The sequence below is a fragment of the Vibrio sp. 1874 genome, assembly GCF_033344395.1.
In the GTDB taxonomy this organism is placed as follows: domain Bacteria; phylum Pseudomonadota; class Gammaproteobacteria; order Enterobacterales; family Vibrionaceae; genus Vibrio; species Vibrio alginolyticus.
The window spans coordinates 143,873-158,253 of the sequence record NZ_JAWPOR010000001.1 but is presented as its reverse complement, the minus strand read 5'-3'; the positions used below and the strand labels follow the sequence as shown (position 1 = coordinate 158,253).

Annotated in this window: 15 protein-coding genes and 1 pseudogene; 9 read left to right on the top strand and 7 right to left on the bottom strand. The window is 44.3% G+C overall.

Annotated features, from left to right (window positions below):
* Nucleotides 1-20 precede the first annotated feature (20 nt).
* From R8N46_RS00765 to R8N46_RS00755, 3 genes are all read left to right on the top strand, one after another.
* On the top strand, nucleotides 21-707 hold the full coding sequence (locus R8N46_RS00765; RefSeq protein WP_005383525.1) for a DJ-1/PfpI family protein: 687 nt from the start codon (nucleotides 21-23) through the stop codon (nucleotides 705-707).
* A gap of 120 nt (nucleotides 708-827) precedes the next feature.
* The gene (locus tag R8N46_RS00760; protein ID WP_255209459.1) at nucleotides 828-1,358 is read left to right on the top strand and encodes a sigma-70 family RNA polymerase sigma factor; all 531 of its coding nucleotides are present in this window, start codon (nucleotides 828-830) and stop codon (nucleotides 1,356-1,358) included.
* A 166-nt stretch (nucleotides 1,359-1,524) separates the two neighbouring features.
* A complete protein-coding gene (locus tag R8N46_RS00755; protein ID WP_053303949.1) occupies nucleotides 1,525-2,220 on the top strand; it encodes a VC0807 family protein in 696 nt (231 codons plus the stop codon).
* Between the two features lie 73 nt (nucleotides 2,221-2,293).
* On the opposite strand, the gene R8N46_RS00750 is transcribed toward R8N46_RS00755, so the two are convergent.
* Both R8N46_RS00750 and R8N46_RS00745 read right to left on the bottom strand, forming a co-directional pair.
* On the bottom strand, nucleotides 2,294-3,286 hold the full coding sequence (locus tag R8N46_RS00750; RefSeq protein ID WP_213972086.1) for a zinc-dependent alcohol dehydrogenase family protein: 993 nt from the start codon (nucleotides 3,284-3,286) through the stop codon (nucleotides 2,294-2,296).
* 88 nt (nucleotides 3,287-3,374) lie between these two features.
* Nucleotides 3,375-4,190 carry an AraC family transcriptional regulator gene (locus tag R8N46_RS00745; RefSeq protein WP_054575376.1) on the bottom strand — a complete coding sequence of 272 codons (816 nt, stop codon included), beginning with the start codon at nucleotides 4,188-4,190 and terminating at the stop codon, nucleotides 3,375-3,377.
* Between the two features lie 111 nt (nucleotides 4,191-4,301).
* Between R8N46_RS00745 and R8N46_RS00740 the strand changes: the two genes are divergently transcribed.
* Nucleotides 4,302-4,994: an MOSC domain-containing protein gene (locus R8N46_RS00740; protein ID WP_054575375.1), complete on the top strand. Its 693-nt coding sequence runs from the start codon at nucleotides 4,302-4,304 to the stop codon at nucleotides 4,992-4,994.
* Nucleotides 4,995-5,060: 66 nt separating this feature from the next.
* On the opposite strand, the gene R8N46_RS00735 is transcribed toward R8N46_RS00740, so the two are convergent.
* Nucleotides 5,061-6,299, bottom strand: a complete 1,239-nt coding sequence (locus tag R8N46_RS00735) for a DEAD/DEAH box helicase (protein WP_054575374.1) — start codon at nucleotides 6,297-6,299, stop codon at nucleotides 5,061-5,063.
* A 264-nt stretch (nucleotides 6,300-6,563) separates the two neighbouring features.
* Entirely contained in the window at nucleotides 6,564-7,565 is a 1,002-nt protein-coding gene (locus tag R8N46_RS00730) for an arginine deiminase-related protein (RefSeq protein WP_115386872.1), read from the bottom strand.
* 404 nt (nucleotides 7,566-7,969) lie between these two features.
* Here R8N46_RS00730 and R8N46_RS00725 point away from each other — a divergent pair, with 404 nt between their 5' ends.
* Nucleotides 7,970-9,820, top strand: a complete 1,851-nt coding sequence (locus R8N46_RS00725; RefSeq protein WP_005374597.1) for an ABC transporter ATP-binding protein — start codon at nucleotides 7,970-7,972, stop codon at nucleotides 9,818-9,820.
* Between the two features lie 592 nt (nucleotides 9,821-10,412).
* Nucleotides 10,413-11,120, top strand: a complete 708-nt coding sequence (locus R8N46_RS00720; protein WP_005374596.1) for a DUF445 domain-containing protein — start codon at nucleotides 10,413-10,415, stop codon at nucleotides 11,118-11,120.
* Nucleotides 11,121-11,222: 102 nt separating this feature from the next.
* On the opposite strand, the gene R8N46_RS00715 is transcribed toward R8N46_RS00720, so the two are convergent.
* Together R8N46_RS00715 and R8N46_RS00710 are read right to left on the bottom strand one after the other, a co-directional pair.
* Complete coding sequence (locus R8N46_RS00715; RefSeq protein ID WP_005374595.1) at nucleotides 11,223-11,699, bottom strand: Lrp/AsnC family transcriptional regulator; 477 nt, start codon at nucleotides 11,697-11,699, stop codon at nucleotides 11,223-11,225.
* 292 nt (nucleotides 11,700-11,991) lie between these two features.
* Nucleotides 11,992-12,240, bottom strand: a complete 249-nt coding sequence (locus R8N46_RS00710; RefSeq protein ID WP_005374593.1) for a hypothetical protein — start codon at nucleotides 12,238-12,240, stop codon at nucleotides 11,992-11,994.
* Between the two features lie 358 nt (nucleotides 12,241-12,598).
* Here R8N46_RS00710 and R8N46_RS00705 point away from each other — a divergent pair.
* Nucleotides 12,599-12,874 (top strand): annotated as a pseudogene (locus tag R8N46_RS00705) (GNAT family N-acetyltransferase); the annotation flags it as partial.
* Between the two features lie 5 nt (nucleotides 12,875-12,879).
* A complete protein-coding gene (locus R8N46_RS00700) occupies nucleotides 12,880-13,314 on the top strand; it encodes a hypothetical protein (protein ID WP_064355019.1) in 435 nt (144 codons plus the stop codon).
* A gap of 91 nt (nucleotides 13,315-13,405) precedes the next feature.
* Here R8N46_RS00700 and R8N46_RS00695 read toward each other — a convergent pair whose 3' ends face one another.
* Nucleotides 13,406-13,645, bottom strand: coding sequence for an RNA recognition motif domain-containing protein (locus tag R8N46_RS00695; RefSeq protein ID WP_005374587.1), 240 nt, complete (start codon nucleotides 13,643-13,645; stop codon nucleotides 13,406-13,408).
* Nucleotides 13,646-13,793: 148 nt separating this feature from the next.
* Between R8N46_RS00695 and R8N46_RS00690 the strand changes: the two genes are divergently transcribed.
* On the top strand, nucleotides 13,794-14,327 hold the full coding sequence (locus R8N46_RS00690) for a GNAT family N-acetyltransferase (protein WP_017820066.1): 534 nt from the start codon (nucleotides 13,794-13,796) through the stop codon (nucleotides 14,325-14,327).
* Nucleotides 14,328-14,381 lie beyond the last annotated feature (54 nt).

Sequence of the window (14,381 nt, the reverse complement as noted above, 5' to 3'; positions counted from 1 at the left end):
CTGTTAACGAGGAAAAAACCATGGGTAAAAACGGATTGAAGAATGCACTACAACTATTGATAGCGACACTAGTCCTATTCTTTGGGATGCTTCAAACAGCACATGCCGCAGATAAACGAATTGGTATTCTGGTTTACGATGGCGTACTGACCTCTGATGTTACTGCGCCTTTAGAGGTTTTTGGCGTCGCAAGTCGTCTCACTTGGTTTAGTGATTATGACGTGCTCACCATTTCCGTCTCCGATCAGAAAACCATCACCACTGAAGAAGGATTAAAAATTGGTGTGGATGCTTGGATTGGTGATCTGCCGGAACTCGACGTATTGGTTTTAACATCCAGCTATGACATGGATGCACTAATCGAAAATAAAGATCTCATTCACTTTATTAAAACTACCTCAAAAGCGGCAGATTGGATGGCAAGTAATTGCTCTGGCGCGTATTTGTTAGCCGAAGCTGGCCTTTTAAACGGCAAAAAAGCAACAACTTGGGCCGGAGGTGAAAACGGCTTTCAAAGAGATTACCCAGCAGTCAAAGTACAAGTCGACCAGAATTTTGTCATTGATGATGGCGTTATCACTTCGAACGGTAGCCTAGTTAGCTATCAAGCTGCTCTTAAGCTACTTCACCTTATGACTTCAGAGTCTAAAGCTCAGGAAGTCGCAGATGCCATCCAGTACTCACGCTTTTCCAACCAACCATTTTAAGCGTGTAAGAAAGAAATCAGAGTCACCCTTCGATATTTGGAAGGTTAACTCTTCGAATTTGTCTTCCTAATCGAACAACCCTTTTTATCACTGTAAAAGCGATAAAAAGGGTTGTCGTTCATCTGGCAGACACAACGTGCTCTCCAAACTTTTTATCTTAATGCTATGGAAAAACATAAACGTTACGAAGCACTGACGAAAGATCGATACCAAGAGATCTACCGTCTCGCGTATTGGTTATGCAAAGATCACCACCTTGCTCAAGATTTAGCGCAAGAAACCTTTCTGAAAGCGTGGCGATTCTTTGATAAATTAAATGACCCCAACGCCGCGAAGTCTTGGCTCATTACTATTTTGCGTCGTGAGAATGCTCGGCGCTTTGATAGAAAACAGTACGATTTTGTCGACATTGATGAGTGTGCAATACAGACAAAAACCTACCCTGGCAGTGACTACGACATGGCCCAAGATTGGCTTCAAAAACAAATGATGATTCTCGAACCCAAATACCGAGAGCCGTTGCTCTTGAGCTTAGTGGCTGGGTTGAATCATGATGAAATTGCCCAAGCCTTGAGGCTCAACCACAACACAGTGGCGACTCGATTATTCAGAGCGCGTAATCAGATCATCGCACAGAAGGAGAGTCATTAAGACACAAAAAGTAGTCAACCATGTAAACTAACTGGCTATGCTCCGGTCTATTTCATAAGTCGTTACACAACTCGACGCTTTAACGCTTTACATCAAGCGCGACTAGATGAACACTTCTTGTCAAAGTACAATAACAGCCGACATAGAGTAGAGTCAGTAAAACATTATGAGTAACACGACGGCGAAAAAGCCGAATCCCTTATTTGAAATCCTTTTCAACGTATTTATCCCTTCCTTCATTTTGATGAAGTTTAGTGGCGATGAGCATCTAGGGACAGCAATGGCGCTGGTTGTCGCTTTGCTATTTCCTATCATTTATGGCGGTATGGACCTTGTCCGTAACAAGAAATTTAACTTTATTTCTGCTCTGGGCTTTATCAGTGTTCTACTAACTGGTGGCATCGGCTTGTTAGAGCTTGATACACGCTGGTTAGCACTAAAAGAAGCCCTGATTCCTGGCCTGATCGGTTTAGCGGTTTTGGGTTCAACGTTTACCCGCTACCCGCTGATGCAGAAGTTAGTACTGAATGACACAGTGTTGAACCTCGCGTTGATTAACCAACGTTTAAAAGAAAATGATAAAACCGATGCGTTCGAACGTTGCCTTATGTCTTCTAACTACCTGTTTGCAAGTACTTTTGCGTTCTCATCTGCAATGAACTACTTCCTTGCGACTTGGATTGTGACTAGCCCTTCTGGTACTGCTGCCTTTAACGAAGAGTTAGGCAAAATGACGCTGTACAGTTACCCAATGATTGCCATCCCAAGTATGTTGATGATGTTCGGTATTTTTTATTACATTTGGCGTCAAGTACGTGCGATGACATCGCTCGAAACAGAGCAAATCTTCCATCTAAAATAGCCCTATCATTACAAATAAACCCATAAAAAAGGGAGGATTTTATCCTCCCTTTTCTCAACAGACTCACTGTAAATCATAGCGTCAAAATGATTTTACCTGACACTGCTGACGAGCGTCGCTCAACCATTTCAATCGCTGTTTGAAAGTCCTCTAACGACAGATCATATGCAACGTTTAACTTTATGTCGCTGCTAATAAAGTGTTCTAACATTTCAGCGAACACCGTCTTTCTCCCGCCTTTACCTACCGATTCTTCCCAATACCGCAAAAAGAATGTACTAAAGTCGATGTTGTTGGCCTTCATCGATTCAAAAAACTCAGGCGTATAAGGCGTTAACGACAATGTTCCGTAGTTGATGTATTGGCCGTTTTCTTTCAAGGTACGAATGAGATCCGTGCCAGCCTCACCGCCTATCGCATCCAAAGCGACCGTTGGTTGTGGCAGTTGGCGCGTTTGCAGCTGCGCGTGTAAGTCTTGTTTTGCGTCCAACACTGGAATCGTATCGTACGGATACTTTTCTGGCTTTGAAGTCACAGCAATCAGTGTAAAACCCAGTGAGTGAGCAAGCTGGGCGAATATCTTACCGATCGCTGACCCTGCCGCATTGATGATCACCACATCATCTTTGTTCAACTTAGCCACTTTAGTGGTGATCACCCACGCGGTTAGCGCGTTGATGTACAACTGGCAGGCATAGCCGTTATCCAAACTTTCAGGTAACGGAAAAAGATTCTCGGGCGAAGCATCGATGTAGTATTGCCAAGTCCCACTCATCGCCACCAACACTTTTTGCCCAACTTGAAAGCCAGTTTGACCAACAGCACTGACTTCCACCACACGCCCAACCGCTTCAAACCCCGGCACGCGAGGTGGTACGTGAACGCGGCGGTATTGCCCAACACCATGAATGGAAAGCAAGTCACTTGGGTTAATATTGGTGGCTTCCAGTCGCACCCGAACCTTGCCCTGAGCAAGCGGTTTGAGGGGCTCTTTTTCCAACGACAGCGACGTTTTGGGTTGACCAAAACAGAATTGATTCACTCGAGTATTTATCGTTGGTGCCATTGTTATTCATACCATGTAATTGAAATTCAAGAAGGAAGTTTCGTAACTTCTACTCAAAAGCATTAAGTGAAGTCGAAACTCTGTACTTCTACCTGCGCGATGCGCCGTTCACTCTAAACTGTTGTGGCGTCATATCAAAATAGGCTTTAAATGCTTTGATGTAGGATGAGTCGTTTTGATAACCCACTAGGTCTGCAATGGCTTGGATTGACAACGATTCATCTAACAAAGAAAGCGAGTAAATTAGCCGAATTTGTTGCCGCCAAAGTAGAAATGAAGTGTTGAATTCCTTGGCGAACAGCCGTGATAAAGTACGCTCAGACGCCCCAATTTTCTCCCCCCACTCTTTTAGCGAACAGCTCAACGCTGGCTCGTCAGTCAGTCGCTCGAAAATCAGTTTTAGTCGTCTGTCTTGTGGCAGCAATAACTGAAATGTCTGCACGTTGCGTTTCAAAATTTGATCATGCAGCACCGCCAGCAAATGCAGCACTTCTTCGTGGCTTGTCTCACCTTCACACTGTCTGCGGATCTCTTGTAAAAGCTCATTTAAAAACGACGTTAAAGCAATGGTTCTCACTTGTGGCTCGTACGTTGCGCCAAACTCAGGGTTGAGGTAAATACCAACAAATATCGTGTTGCTTAGAGCAATCGACTCGTGTTGAACACCCGCAGGAACAAATAACGCAGAGGTGTGCGGAACCAAATGCTGATAATGCTCCGTTTGTGTTTGCAATAACCCTTTGATAGGAAAGATGATTTGATGCCAAGTGTGTTGATGCAGCGCATCAATGTAACCTTTTGGCATGTCGATGGTTTTCACCAAAACAGGAGAATGGGGATTCGCGTCCATCATCTTATTGGAGGTGACGACGCCTGACTTCGAATCAATTTGGCGAGTTAGCATTGTTAGTTGTCTTTTCATCCCTACACCGACACAAGTTTACTAGGCTATCATGCTCCGCATCGCGAATGAAGGTAAACACTTTATCTCTCATTCAAATAATAAGGAGGTTACATGAAGAAAATCGGCGTCGTAAAAGCAGTGCTAGCAGGGAAAACCGTCCCTTATGCTCATGGTGCGCAAAGCGCAATCAACAAACAAGTGCTGCCTGAGCGCCAGCATGCAACAGAGCTCGGTTTTATCAGTGATGAGCAAGGTGATCCGCGCTTTCATGGTGGCATTCAAAAAGCGCTTCATATTTACCCAAGCGAACACTACCCAATCTGGCAACAAGAATTAGGCGAAAGACCAATTTTCCAATCCGCCGGCGGCTTTGGCGAAAACATCAGCTCCGAAAGCGTCACCGAATCCACGATTTGCTTGAAAGATAAAATTCGCATCGGCTCAACACTACTGGAAGTGTCGCAAGGTCGCATGCCTTGTTGGAAACTTAACGTACGCTTTGACCAACACGACATGGCGAGAAGACTGCAAGATACGCTTCGAACAGGCTGGTATTTCCGAGTGCTGGAAGAAGGCGATATCGGTGCAGGTGACGAGATTATTCTGTGCGAAAGACCTTATCCAGAATGGCCATTGGCTCGTATCATGGGTGCGGTTTTCACTGGCTGTTTAGATAGAAAAGAACTCACTAAGCTGTCTGAGCTGCCGTTAGTCGAGTCTTGGGGCAAGCTGGTCGAGCGCCGCCTAGAAACCGGCGAAGTTGAAGATTGGGAAATGCGCTTGGTTGGCCCAACTGTGAGTTAACACCCCAAAGTAAAATTTTAAGCCACGCTCTGAACCAACTATGCCGCCAGAGCGTGTTTTTTTGGTTTACTTCGCACTCGGGGCTGGGCGTTTCGACTTACCTTGGAACTGCTTAATGCTCTTCTTAGCATGAGTTCGGCGGTTGGCTTTTTTATCGCGTGGCGCGCGTTTGCTCTCGCCAGTTGATGGCTTATCCGTTACTGGAAAACCAACCAGATCTTGCACTAGCAATGCACGTTGAGTCAGGTGACGAATCGCGTTTAGTGCGTCCATTTCACCATGACAAACCAATGACACCGCCACACCTTGTTCGCCTGCGCGAGCGGTACGTCCTACTCGGTGAACATAAGTTTCTGCATGCATTGGCAGTTCAAAGTTGATCACTACAGGTAATTGCTCAATGTGAATGCCGCGCGCTAGTAGATCAGTGGCAATCAACACCTGAATTTGCCCAGATTTAAACTGCGCCAGTGCTTCTTCTCGCTCTGCTTGGCTCTTGTCACCATGCAGTGCATTGGTTGAGATGCCCGCTTTGTTTAGCTTTTTCGCTAAGCCATCAGCATTCTCTTTCGCACCAATAAAGACTAACGCCTGAGTCCACGCGTTTTTTTGAATCAGTTCAATCAATGCCTTGGTTTTACTGCCTTTATTGACCATGTACAACGTTTCAACGATGTCTTGATTCGTGCTGTTTTCTTGATGCGCTGCAACTTGCTTTGGTGCCTGCATAAGCAGCTTCGCTTTACCCTTCAAATCATCTGAAAACGTCGCCGAGAACATTGCGGTTTGACGCTGGTTTGAAATCAGCCCCGCAATATTTTGCACGTCAGGCCAAAAGCCCATATCCAACAGACGATCGGCCTCATCCAACACTAGGTAATGGATATTGCTTAAGTCTAAACCGTTGTTTGCCAGATCAACCAAACGACCTGTCGTCGCGACAAGGATATGAGGATTTGTCGCTAGCGCCTGCTGTTGTTGCTCTTTATCAACGCCGCCACACAAACACACTGCGTTGAGTTCAAGAACTTGACCAACTTGGTTAATTGCTTCACTCACTTGCATTGCCAGCTCACGAGTTGGCACAAGAATCAGCGCTTTTTGCTCTGGATTGACACCCAGCTTTTCCAACAAAGGCAAACCATAAGCAAGGGTTTTGCCGCTGCCTGTATTTGCCAAAGCCAATAGATCTTGACCAGCCAACAGCTCAGGAATGGCCAACGCTTGAATATCGGTCGGTTTCTTGAAGTCTTTTGGCAGTGCGTGAATCAGCTCAGAACTCAATGAGAGAGTAGAAAATGGCATTAGCGAAACCTTGTACTTTTGGTTAAAGAGGCAATAAAAACAATGAAGATGCGGTAAAACGCAGGCGCGGACTTTACCACAATCTGTTAGGTGAACCATCCTATTTTAGGCGCTTAAACCAAGCGGCGCCGATGCAAATCTTCAGAAAACAAAAAAGCGCAAAAAAGCCGTTAGTCTGTACTGCCACAGAGCTAACGGCTAAAAACCCTTGAAGAGAACGCTTCGTCAGCCTTTCACTGCGGCTGAAAAGAAATGTGCAGTTTATTAAAGCACAGCTTTACGATTCGGTAAGAACACTTCACCCAACATGCAACGAACCGAACCACCACCAATAGATTCTATGGTAGAAACGTCGAATGGCAGCAATTTACCGTGCGTTGCCAATTGCTTTCTTTGTGCAGGTGAGAATGCATCGTACGCCGATTGCGACATCGCAATCACCTTGTCGCCGTTGATCGTTTCTAGTTGCAGAATGTTACCGCAGAACTGGTTCATCTGATCAAGCGAAATTGAGATGACTTGCTTGTCTTTGGCGAGTGACCTCATTACAAAACGACGCTCAAATTCTGGGATCACTTCGTCACAAATCACGCAAAACTGTTCGCCAACCGCCATCATCACATTGGTGTGATAAATCGGCGCACCAGACGGCAAACGAGTTTGGAAAGAAATCACTCGTTCATAGCCAATACGATCGGCGTAATCTTCTAAAACCAGACGATCACAACGTTGTGAGAGTGCGGCGTAGACCGTTTTATTTAGGTGGTCAAACACCATCACACCCGTGCTTTCTAAATACGCTTGCTCGTCAAGATATTCAGTTAGACTGCTGCGTCGATGAACTTCTCGCCCTGCTTGCGCTAGTGCTGCCACAAGCGCATCGGGACGTACTTCTTTTTGACGGTTTTCACAGGCCATTGGAAAGGTGTACAACGTGCCATCTGGCGTAGTGCTAAACCAATTGTTTGGAAATACCGCGTCTGGCGTCGCAACATCTGAAGTTGGATAATCAAACTCAACAACTTGAACGCCCTCTTGACGCAGCGTTGCAACCATACTCGCGAACTCGGCCATTACTCGACGTGAGACTTCTTCTTGGCTGAGTGACACTTTATGTTGGAACTCATTATCTTGTGCGGTTTCTTCATTAAAACGAAACTCTTTCGGTGGCACCATCACTACGCAGTTTGCGGTTTGGCGCTGAGCACTTTGCGTGCTTTCTTCTTTCCCATTAGCAAATTGGGTCACTGATTCGTGTAATAGCATCCAATATATTCCTTATCACTAGAATGAGGAGATTGTAAATTTATTGTTAACTTCAGTTTTGCTGTTTTGACAATTAATTTAATTGCACAAAAGTGTTTTTTGCTGCATTAAGTTTATTTTTCCCTAAATTTTATTGTCACTTTGCAGGTTTAAGATTTTATGGCACCGTGATGAACATGATAAGAATTCATCATAAGAATCAGAACCATAGACAATCACACTCATAACCAACTAGTTACATTTAAGACACAATCGGTTAGACTATTTTTTCGCCCCTCTCGTCAATCGGTCTGCTTTATCGAGGAGCAGGCAAGAAACTCTCATACACGCGGTTTCGTCCAAAGCAGCGTGAATCGATGGATTTAGCCACCCCATATGGCATTGTTTTAACTTTAGGATGAGTTATGTTTAAACGATTTGAAGGCTTTACAGAGCCGTTCCCCAAATCTACACCGGATCAGCCTCCTTCAGGGATGTTCGCTTTTCTGCGTTATTACACTCGTGGTTATGAAAAGCCTTTGATCATCATGTCTTTGATGGCCACAATTGTGGCTGTTGTTGAGGTAATGTTGTTTGGCGCCATGGGACAATTGGTTGATTGGTTGTCTACCAGCAATCCAGAAACGTTCTTACAAGACAACAAATCGGATTTGATTTTCTACGGAGCCTTATTGCTGGTTGTCATGCCTATATTGGTGATCTTGTACTCGTTGCTCGTTCATCAAACGTTATTGGGCAACTACCCAATGTCTATCCGCTGGCTTGCACACCGGTATTTGCTCAATCAAAGCTTGAACTTCTATCAAGATGATTTTGCAGGCCGAGTCGCAACGAAAGTCATGCAAACCTCATTAGCTGTGCGCGAAACCGTAATGAAAGCTATGGATGTGTTTGTTTACGTTACGGTTTACTTCACCAGCATGATCATTATGTTAGCGACGGCAGACTGGCGTTTGATGATCCCAATGATCGTCTGGTTACTCGCTTACATCGCTATCCAAATCTATTTTGTCCCTAAGCTCAAAGACGTCGCTTCAGCGCAGGCCGATGCACGTTCGACAATGACAGGGCGCATCGTCGACAGTTATACCAATATTCAAACCGTCAAACTGTTTTCTCATAGCCAGCGCGAAACCCAATATGCCGAGCAAGGCATGAAAGGATTTTTAAATACGGTCTATCGTCAAATGCGCCTAGTGACCGGCTTCGACGTCGCTGTAGAGATCTCAAACTATATTTTGGTATTTTCCGTTGCTGCTTTATCGATTTACCTGTGGTTGGATAGTGCCATTAGCGTTGGCGCGATTGCGATTGCTGTTAGTCTTGCATTGCGCGTAAACGGTATGTCGATGTGGATAATGTGGGAAGTTGGCGCCCTCTTTGAAAACATGGGAACCGTTGTCGATGGAATGAAAACGCTCTCTAAGCCTATTGATATTAAAGATAAACCAGGTGCAAAAGACTTGGTTGTCACTGAAGGAGGCATTCACTTTGATAACGTCAGCTTCCATTACGGTGAGAACAAAGGCGTGATTAGCCATCTCGACCTCAACATCAAACCAGGAGAGAAAGTAGGCTTGGTCGGGCGCTCCGGCGCCGGAAAATCGACTTTGGTGAACTTGTTACTTCGCTTCCACGATGTCGAAGACGGCAGCATTAAGATCGATGGACAGAACATCTCAGAAGTCACACAAGACTCTTTGCGCTCAAAGATCGGTATGGTGACCCAAGATACTTCTCTGTTACACCGTTCAATTCGAGACAATATTTTGTATGGCAATCCAGATGCGACAGAAGAAGATTTGCTGAAAGCCACTAAGCAAGCGCATGCCCATGAGTTTATCGAAACTCTGACCGACCCATTTGGTAATGTCGGATACGATGCGCAAGTTGGTGAACGTGGTGTAAAACTGTCTGGAGGCCAACGTCAGCGTATCGCAATATCTCGTGTGCTACTCAAAGACGCACCATTGCTGGTACTGGATGAAGCAACATCGGCTCTGGATTCAGAAGTCGAAGCAGCGATTCAGGAAAGCTTGAATGAATTAATGCAAGGGAAAACAGTTATTGCTATCGCTCACCGATTATCGACCATCGCACAAATGGATCGCCTCATCGTGCTAGATAAAGGCAGCATCGTTGAACAAGGTTCTCATCAAGAACTCATTGCGAATAACGGCATTTACGCCCAGCTTTGGGCGCATCAAACTGGCGGATTTATCGCTGAAGAACTAGACAATCAACACGCTTCTTAACGAGTGATAAGCTCAATAAAAACGGCGCTTTAAGCGCCGTTTTTTATTTAAATCCATGGCTAGATGCTCATATAGCCATTGTGGTTTCTCATATATGAAACACTCTCCATGATAAAGCTCACACTTTTTCTGCTAATATACCGCCTCGTTGCGTATCCATTGCAATGAACACAATACAGAGTATTGAGCCGTCTTCATTTGTCATTTCACTTTTTGAGAAACAGCTATACTCAATAGATGGCTTAGTTATTATATTAACAATAAGGTAATTAGCTTATGTGTAAATGTGGTTCAATGCAGATCGTACAACTCAAACCAAGTTGGGCTGACAAGCTATTTGGCTACTCAGAAAGATGGAAATGCCAACTTTGTTGTAAGATCTACCGCATCTAAAATTAAAAATAGAATCTTAGTTTTTCTAAGAAAAAGCAGTGGCCCGACAATGATTGTCGGGTTTTGTTTTTCTGAGCATTCATTTTTTGTCCCTTCTCTACAAGATTACTCATCACGGCAAAACCTAGCATCTTAATGTGACTTAGGTATAGAATCAGGCCCACTTATTCTTTCCGATATTCATATATAACTGGTCACTATGAACAAAAGTTTGCTAACGAATGTCCTCGCTATCGCTTTGATGGCTGGAGGTCATCAATTACAAAACGACTATCTTTGGTATGCAGGGCTGTTTGCGTTCTCAGGCGCCATCACCAACTGGCTTGCCATCCATATGCTGTTTGAGAAAGTGCCTGGATTATACGGTTCTGGCGTGATCCCCGCGCGATTTGAAGAGTTTAAACTGGCTATCAAAAACTTAATGATGGAACAGTTTTTTACTGAAGCGAACATTGACCGATTCTTGAATAAAGAAATGGCGGGCGGTGTGAACATCGATCTTCAACCAGTAATTGAGAAAGTAGATTTAAATCCAGCATTTGATTCCCTAGTGGAAGTAATTGAAGGCTCTCAATTTGGCGGCATGCTAGCGATGTTTGGCGGCTCGGAAGCGCTACAACCCATGCGCCAACCTTTCGTCGAAAAGATGCAAGAATCCATCATTGAGTTGAGCAAGAGCGATAACATCAAAGAAGCACTGAAAGAGCAATTCGAATCTCCTGCAATGATGGATGAGATAAAGCAGAACATTGAAGGTATCATCGATCAACGTTTAAGCGAATTAACACCGGCATTAGTTAAAGAAATGGTGCAAAAGATGATCAAAGAACACCTTGGCTGGCTAGTCGTTTGGGGCGGTGTTTTTGGTGGTTTAATTGGCGTTATCAGCACCTTTATCGGGGCATAATCGCTCACCGATTTATTAAAAAGGAGCTTCGGCTCCTTTTTTTATCTTGAAAAAATAATACGCCAAGTCACGCTCAATAAGGAGGCTCAACACATGCCTCGCCTAACCAAGGAGCTCGGGATTAACACCAAATCCCGTTTTATGTTCTTCTATGACCACTTCACTACGAGTTTGAATCACGCCCGGAAGCGTGCCTAACTTGCTCGACATAAACTCCTGATACGCTTTCATGCTCTTAACACGAACTTTTATCATGGTATCGAAATCTCCAGAGAGCGAGTAGCACTCTTCAATTTCAGGCATCAATTCCACCGCTTTCGCAAACTTTTCAAAAATAGAAAAACTGGTTTGGTCTAAACGAATATGGATGAATACTTGCACATCCAGCCCCAACTTTTCCGCATTCAACTCTGCATGGTAACCATTGATATACCCTTCTTTTTCTAGCCGCTTTACACGGTCAGAACATGGAGAAGTCGTTAAGTTAATCAGCTTTGCTAGTTCTACAACTGGAATTCTGCCTCTCGAATGAAGCACTCTCAAAATATGTAAATCAATCCGGTCCAATTGATAACTCATTAACCCACTTCCTTGTAACCACTTAGAAAGCATCACATTAATCGTTGCTCAAACAATTGCAAACCATCAAATGTACAGCATGTGAAATTCAGCAGAGAATAACCAGAAAACAACGAAGGAGGGAAAGAGCTATGATTATTGCCGCTCACTTAGTAACCGTGATATGAAGAGAAAAAGCAACCTAGCGGCTCCCGTGGAGTCGCAAATTTGAAAGCGCATGACACGCCTGTATAGATATGTCGTTCGGGCAACGCCGCCCTATTTAGCCATTAATCATGGCTATCACTCAGAGTTAGAGTGCGGCCGATGTATGCCGTGTAGGATGTGGAACAACCTCTCCAATTGCACGATGATTACAACAACGGCAGTAGTATTGAGGCTCCATCTCGTAATAATGTTCACCTGATACAAATTTCGCCATCAGCTGTGTAAAACTCACCATTTTGCCTGTTAACGAGTCAACAGACTGAGGCTCGCAACGCTTCATAATCACTTTATGTTGCGTTGATTTTCTACAAGCTGCGCAATATATATCCGGCATTTCTCTTCTCCCTACTTTTTCGTCCTACTGACAATTGACATATTTTGTTCAAAATAATTCCACAATTAAAAAGCTCCTTTAATTTTTTGTGCCCTATCTTCAAAAAATTGAACGAAAGTATCAAAAAACTGAGACATTGGTCAGACCTCAACTTTTGTACCATCAATATGAGCAAACGTGCTTATGTGTGTAATAATACGACACATTACACATAAGCAATTGTTCGGGCTTATTATTTAGTAAGGCGCATGACAACTTTACAGCTGGCTAGATCAAGCTTTCGAGACGCCTTGTTATCTTGATTTACCCCGCAAACCAGTTGCTAGCAGCTATAGCCGTCTCATCAAGGAAGAAATGCATGACGATACAACCGATTCTCACTACCGAAAGACTCGTCCTCCGGCCATTCAATATCGATGACTGCCAACAAGTGGCTTTACTCGCTGGAGATAAGCGAATTGCTGACATGACAGCAAACATCCCTCATCCTTATGAGCGACCGATGGCGCAAGCATGGATAGATAGGCACGATCCGATGTATCAGCAGCATCAAGGCGTGGCGTACGCTATTACCTTGCGAAACACTGAGGAGTTACTTGGTGCGGTGAGTTTACCGCGTATAGAAGAGGGATATGTCGGATGATCATCCATGAAACTTCACAAAATCTGCCCAAGAACAACCCTTTCTTGCTAGGAACTGTATTGTTGTCGCTGTTCTATTTTTCCTACCTAGCAGACAAGATCGTCGAGTTTGGACTCGTAGCACTCACAATAATAGGATTGAAACTGCTCTCAACGTACTTCACGCGCCGCGCGTTCAATCCTAAAACGCTAGATATCGATGCAAGCACCAACACCTTGAAGTACCGCCAGGGCTCAACGGTTTACTTCCGTCTACCTCTTGATGACATTGTCAAAGTCCAAATACAGAAAGAGTTCTTCTCTAGCAAAAGCTTGATGCTCTACACAGTCAACGACGCTTACCAAGTGCCGAATTCAAACAATTTCGATTCTCTACAGTTAAAGGATTTAATGAAACAACTTGAAGAGAGAATTGATGATCAATCTCGCTAAAACGAAAAGAGAAGACATTCTAGAATGTTGCCAATTTGGTCTCTAAATAGAAAGACAAAAAAGCCAGCAATAACGCTGGCTTTTCTCTGTATTAGTCTTGTGCGACTTTCACGCGAATTTTGCTTTTTTCTACGTTCGTCAAATTCAGTGCTTCAAGAGCAGAAATGGCTTCTGCTTCGTCCGGCATGATGACAAAACCGAAGCCTTTCGACAAACCCGTGTCTTGATCAAGCACTAGCGAACACAGTTCTACTTTGCCGTACGCTGAGAATAATTTGCGGATATCTTGCTCGGTCATGTGACGAGCCAAGTTTCTTACTAAAAGTTTCATAATGAACCTAGTTGGTTTGATAACGGTTCGATTCTCTCAGTTTCTCTCTGGCAAACCAAGTGAATAATATGACGGCGTTGACTAGATCATTCTAAGTACATCTGTTTAAATGATTTTCCGTTCATTTTTCACCCATAGGAGAGTCGGCATGGAAACGAAACGTCTCAAACTCATCCCTGCTTGTTTAGAACGAGCCGAAGAGGCGCATCAAGCTGTCGTTCGCAGCCAAAAGACTCTCGAAGTCTATCTGCCGTGGGTGCCTCATGTGCTGACATTAGAAGCGATGATAGAAGGGACAGAGAAAGCCATCGCAAACTTTGAAAACTTCGAAGAAGAGCTGCGTTACTACATCATTGAAAAGGAAAGCGATCGCTTACTGGGTGCGGTCGGCTTGATGATTCGAGATCCCGACGTACCATCCTTTGAGATAGGTTATTGGTTAGATAATGCTGCCGTTGGCAATGGTTATGTTGCCGAGGCTGTGCTCGAAGTTGAGCGCTATGCGTTTGATGACTTGGGCGCCAAGAGAATCGCAATTCATGCTGATAGCACCAACCAAAAGAGCCGGGCTGTAGCCGAGCGCTGTGGTTATGAGTTCGAAGGAGAGCTCAGAAACGAACGTCTGACTACATCGGGAGAGCTGAGCAACACCGTTATTTACGCCAAAATTCGTCGCGACTAACACTCCAATCTAACCGAGCAATGCTAAGCTTTGATCTCAAGCTACCACCATTAA

Bases quoted from the DNA above. Each gene is read 5' to 3' on its own strand.
- R8N46_RS00720 (WP_005374596.1), top strand. From the start codon at position 10,413: ATGAACAAAAGTTTGCTAACGAATGTCCTCGCTATCGCTTTGATGGCT.
- R8N46_RS00725 (WP_005374597.1), top strand. From the start codon at position 7,970: ATGTTTAAACGATTTGAAGGCTTTACAGAGCCGTTCCCCAAATCTACA.
- R8N46_RS00745 (WP_054575376.1), bottom strand. From the start codon at position 4,190: ATGCTAACTCGCCAAATTGATTCGAAGTCAGGCGTCGTCACCTCCAAT.
- R8N46_RS00700 (WP_064355019.1), top strand. From the start codon at position 12,880: ATGATCATCCATGAAACTTCACAAAATCTGCCCAAGAACAACCCTTTC.
- R8N46_RS00695 (WP_005374587.1), bottom strand. From the start codon at position 13,645: ATGAAACTTTTAGTAAGAAACTTGGCTCGTCACATGACCGAGCAAGAT.
- R8N46_RS00765 (WP_005383525.1), top strand. From the start codon at position 21: ATGGGTAAAAACGGATTGAAGAATGCACTACAACTATTGATAGCGACA.
- R8N46_RS00715 (WP_005374595.1), bottom strand. From the start codon at position 11,699: ATGAGTTATCAATTGGACCGGATTGATTTACATATTTTGAGAGTGCTT.
- R8N46_RS00730 (WP_115386872.1), bottom strand. From the start codon at position 7,565: ATGCTATTACACGAATCAGTGACCCAATTTGCTAATGGGAAAGAAGAA.
- R8N46_RS00740 (WP_054575375.1), top strand. From the start codon at position 4,302: ATGAAGAAAATCGGCGTCGTAAAAGCAGTGCTAGCAGGGAAAACCGTC.
- R8N46_RS00735 (WP_054575374.1), bottom strand. From the start codon at position 6,299: ATGCCATTTTCTACTCTCTCATTGAGTTCTGAGCTGATTCACGCACTG.
- R8N46_RS00750 (WP_213972086.1), bottom strand. From the start codon at position 3,286: ATGGCACCAACGATAAATACTCGAGTGAATCAATTCTGTTTTGGTCAA.
- R8N46_RS00710 (WP_005374593.1), bottom strand. From the start codon at position 12,240: ATGCCGGATATATATTGCGCAGCTTGTAGAAAATCAACGCAACATAAA.
- R8N46_RS00755 (WP_053303949.1), top strand. From the start codon at position 1,525: ATGAGTAACACGACGGCGAAAAAGCCGAATCCCTTATTTGAAATCCTT.
- R8N46_RS00690 (WP_017820066.1), top strand. From the start codon at position 13,794: ATGGAAACGAAACGTCTCAAACTCATCCCTGCTTGTTTAGAACGAGCC.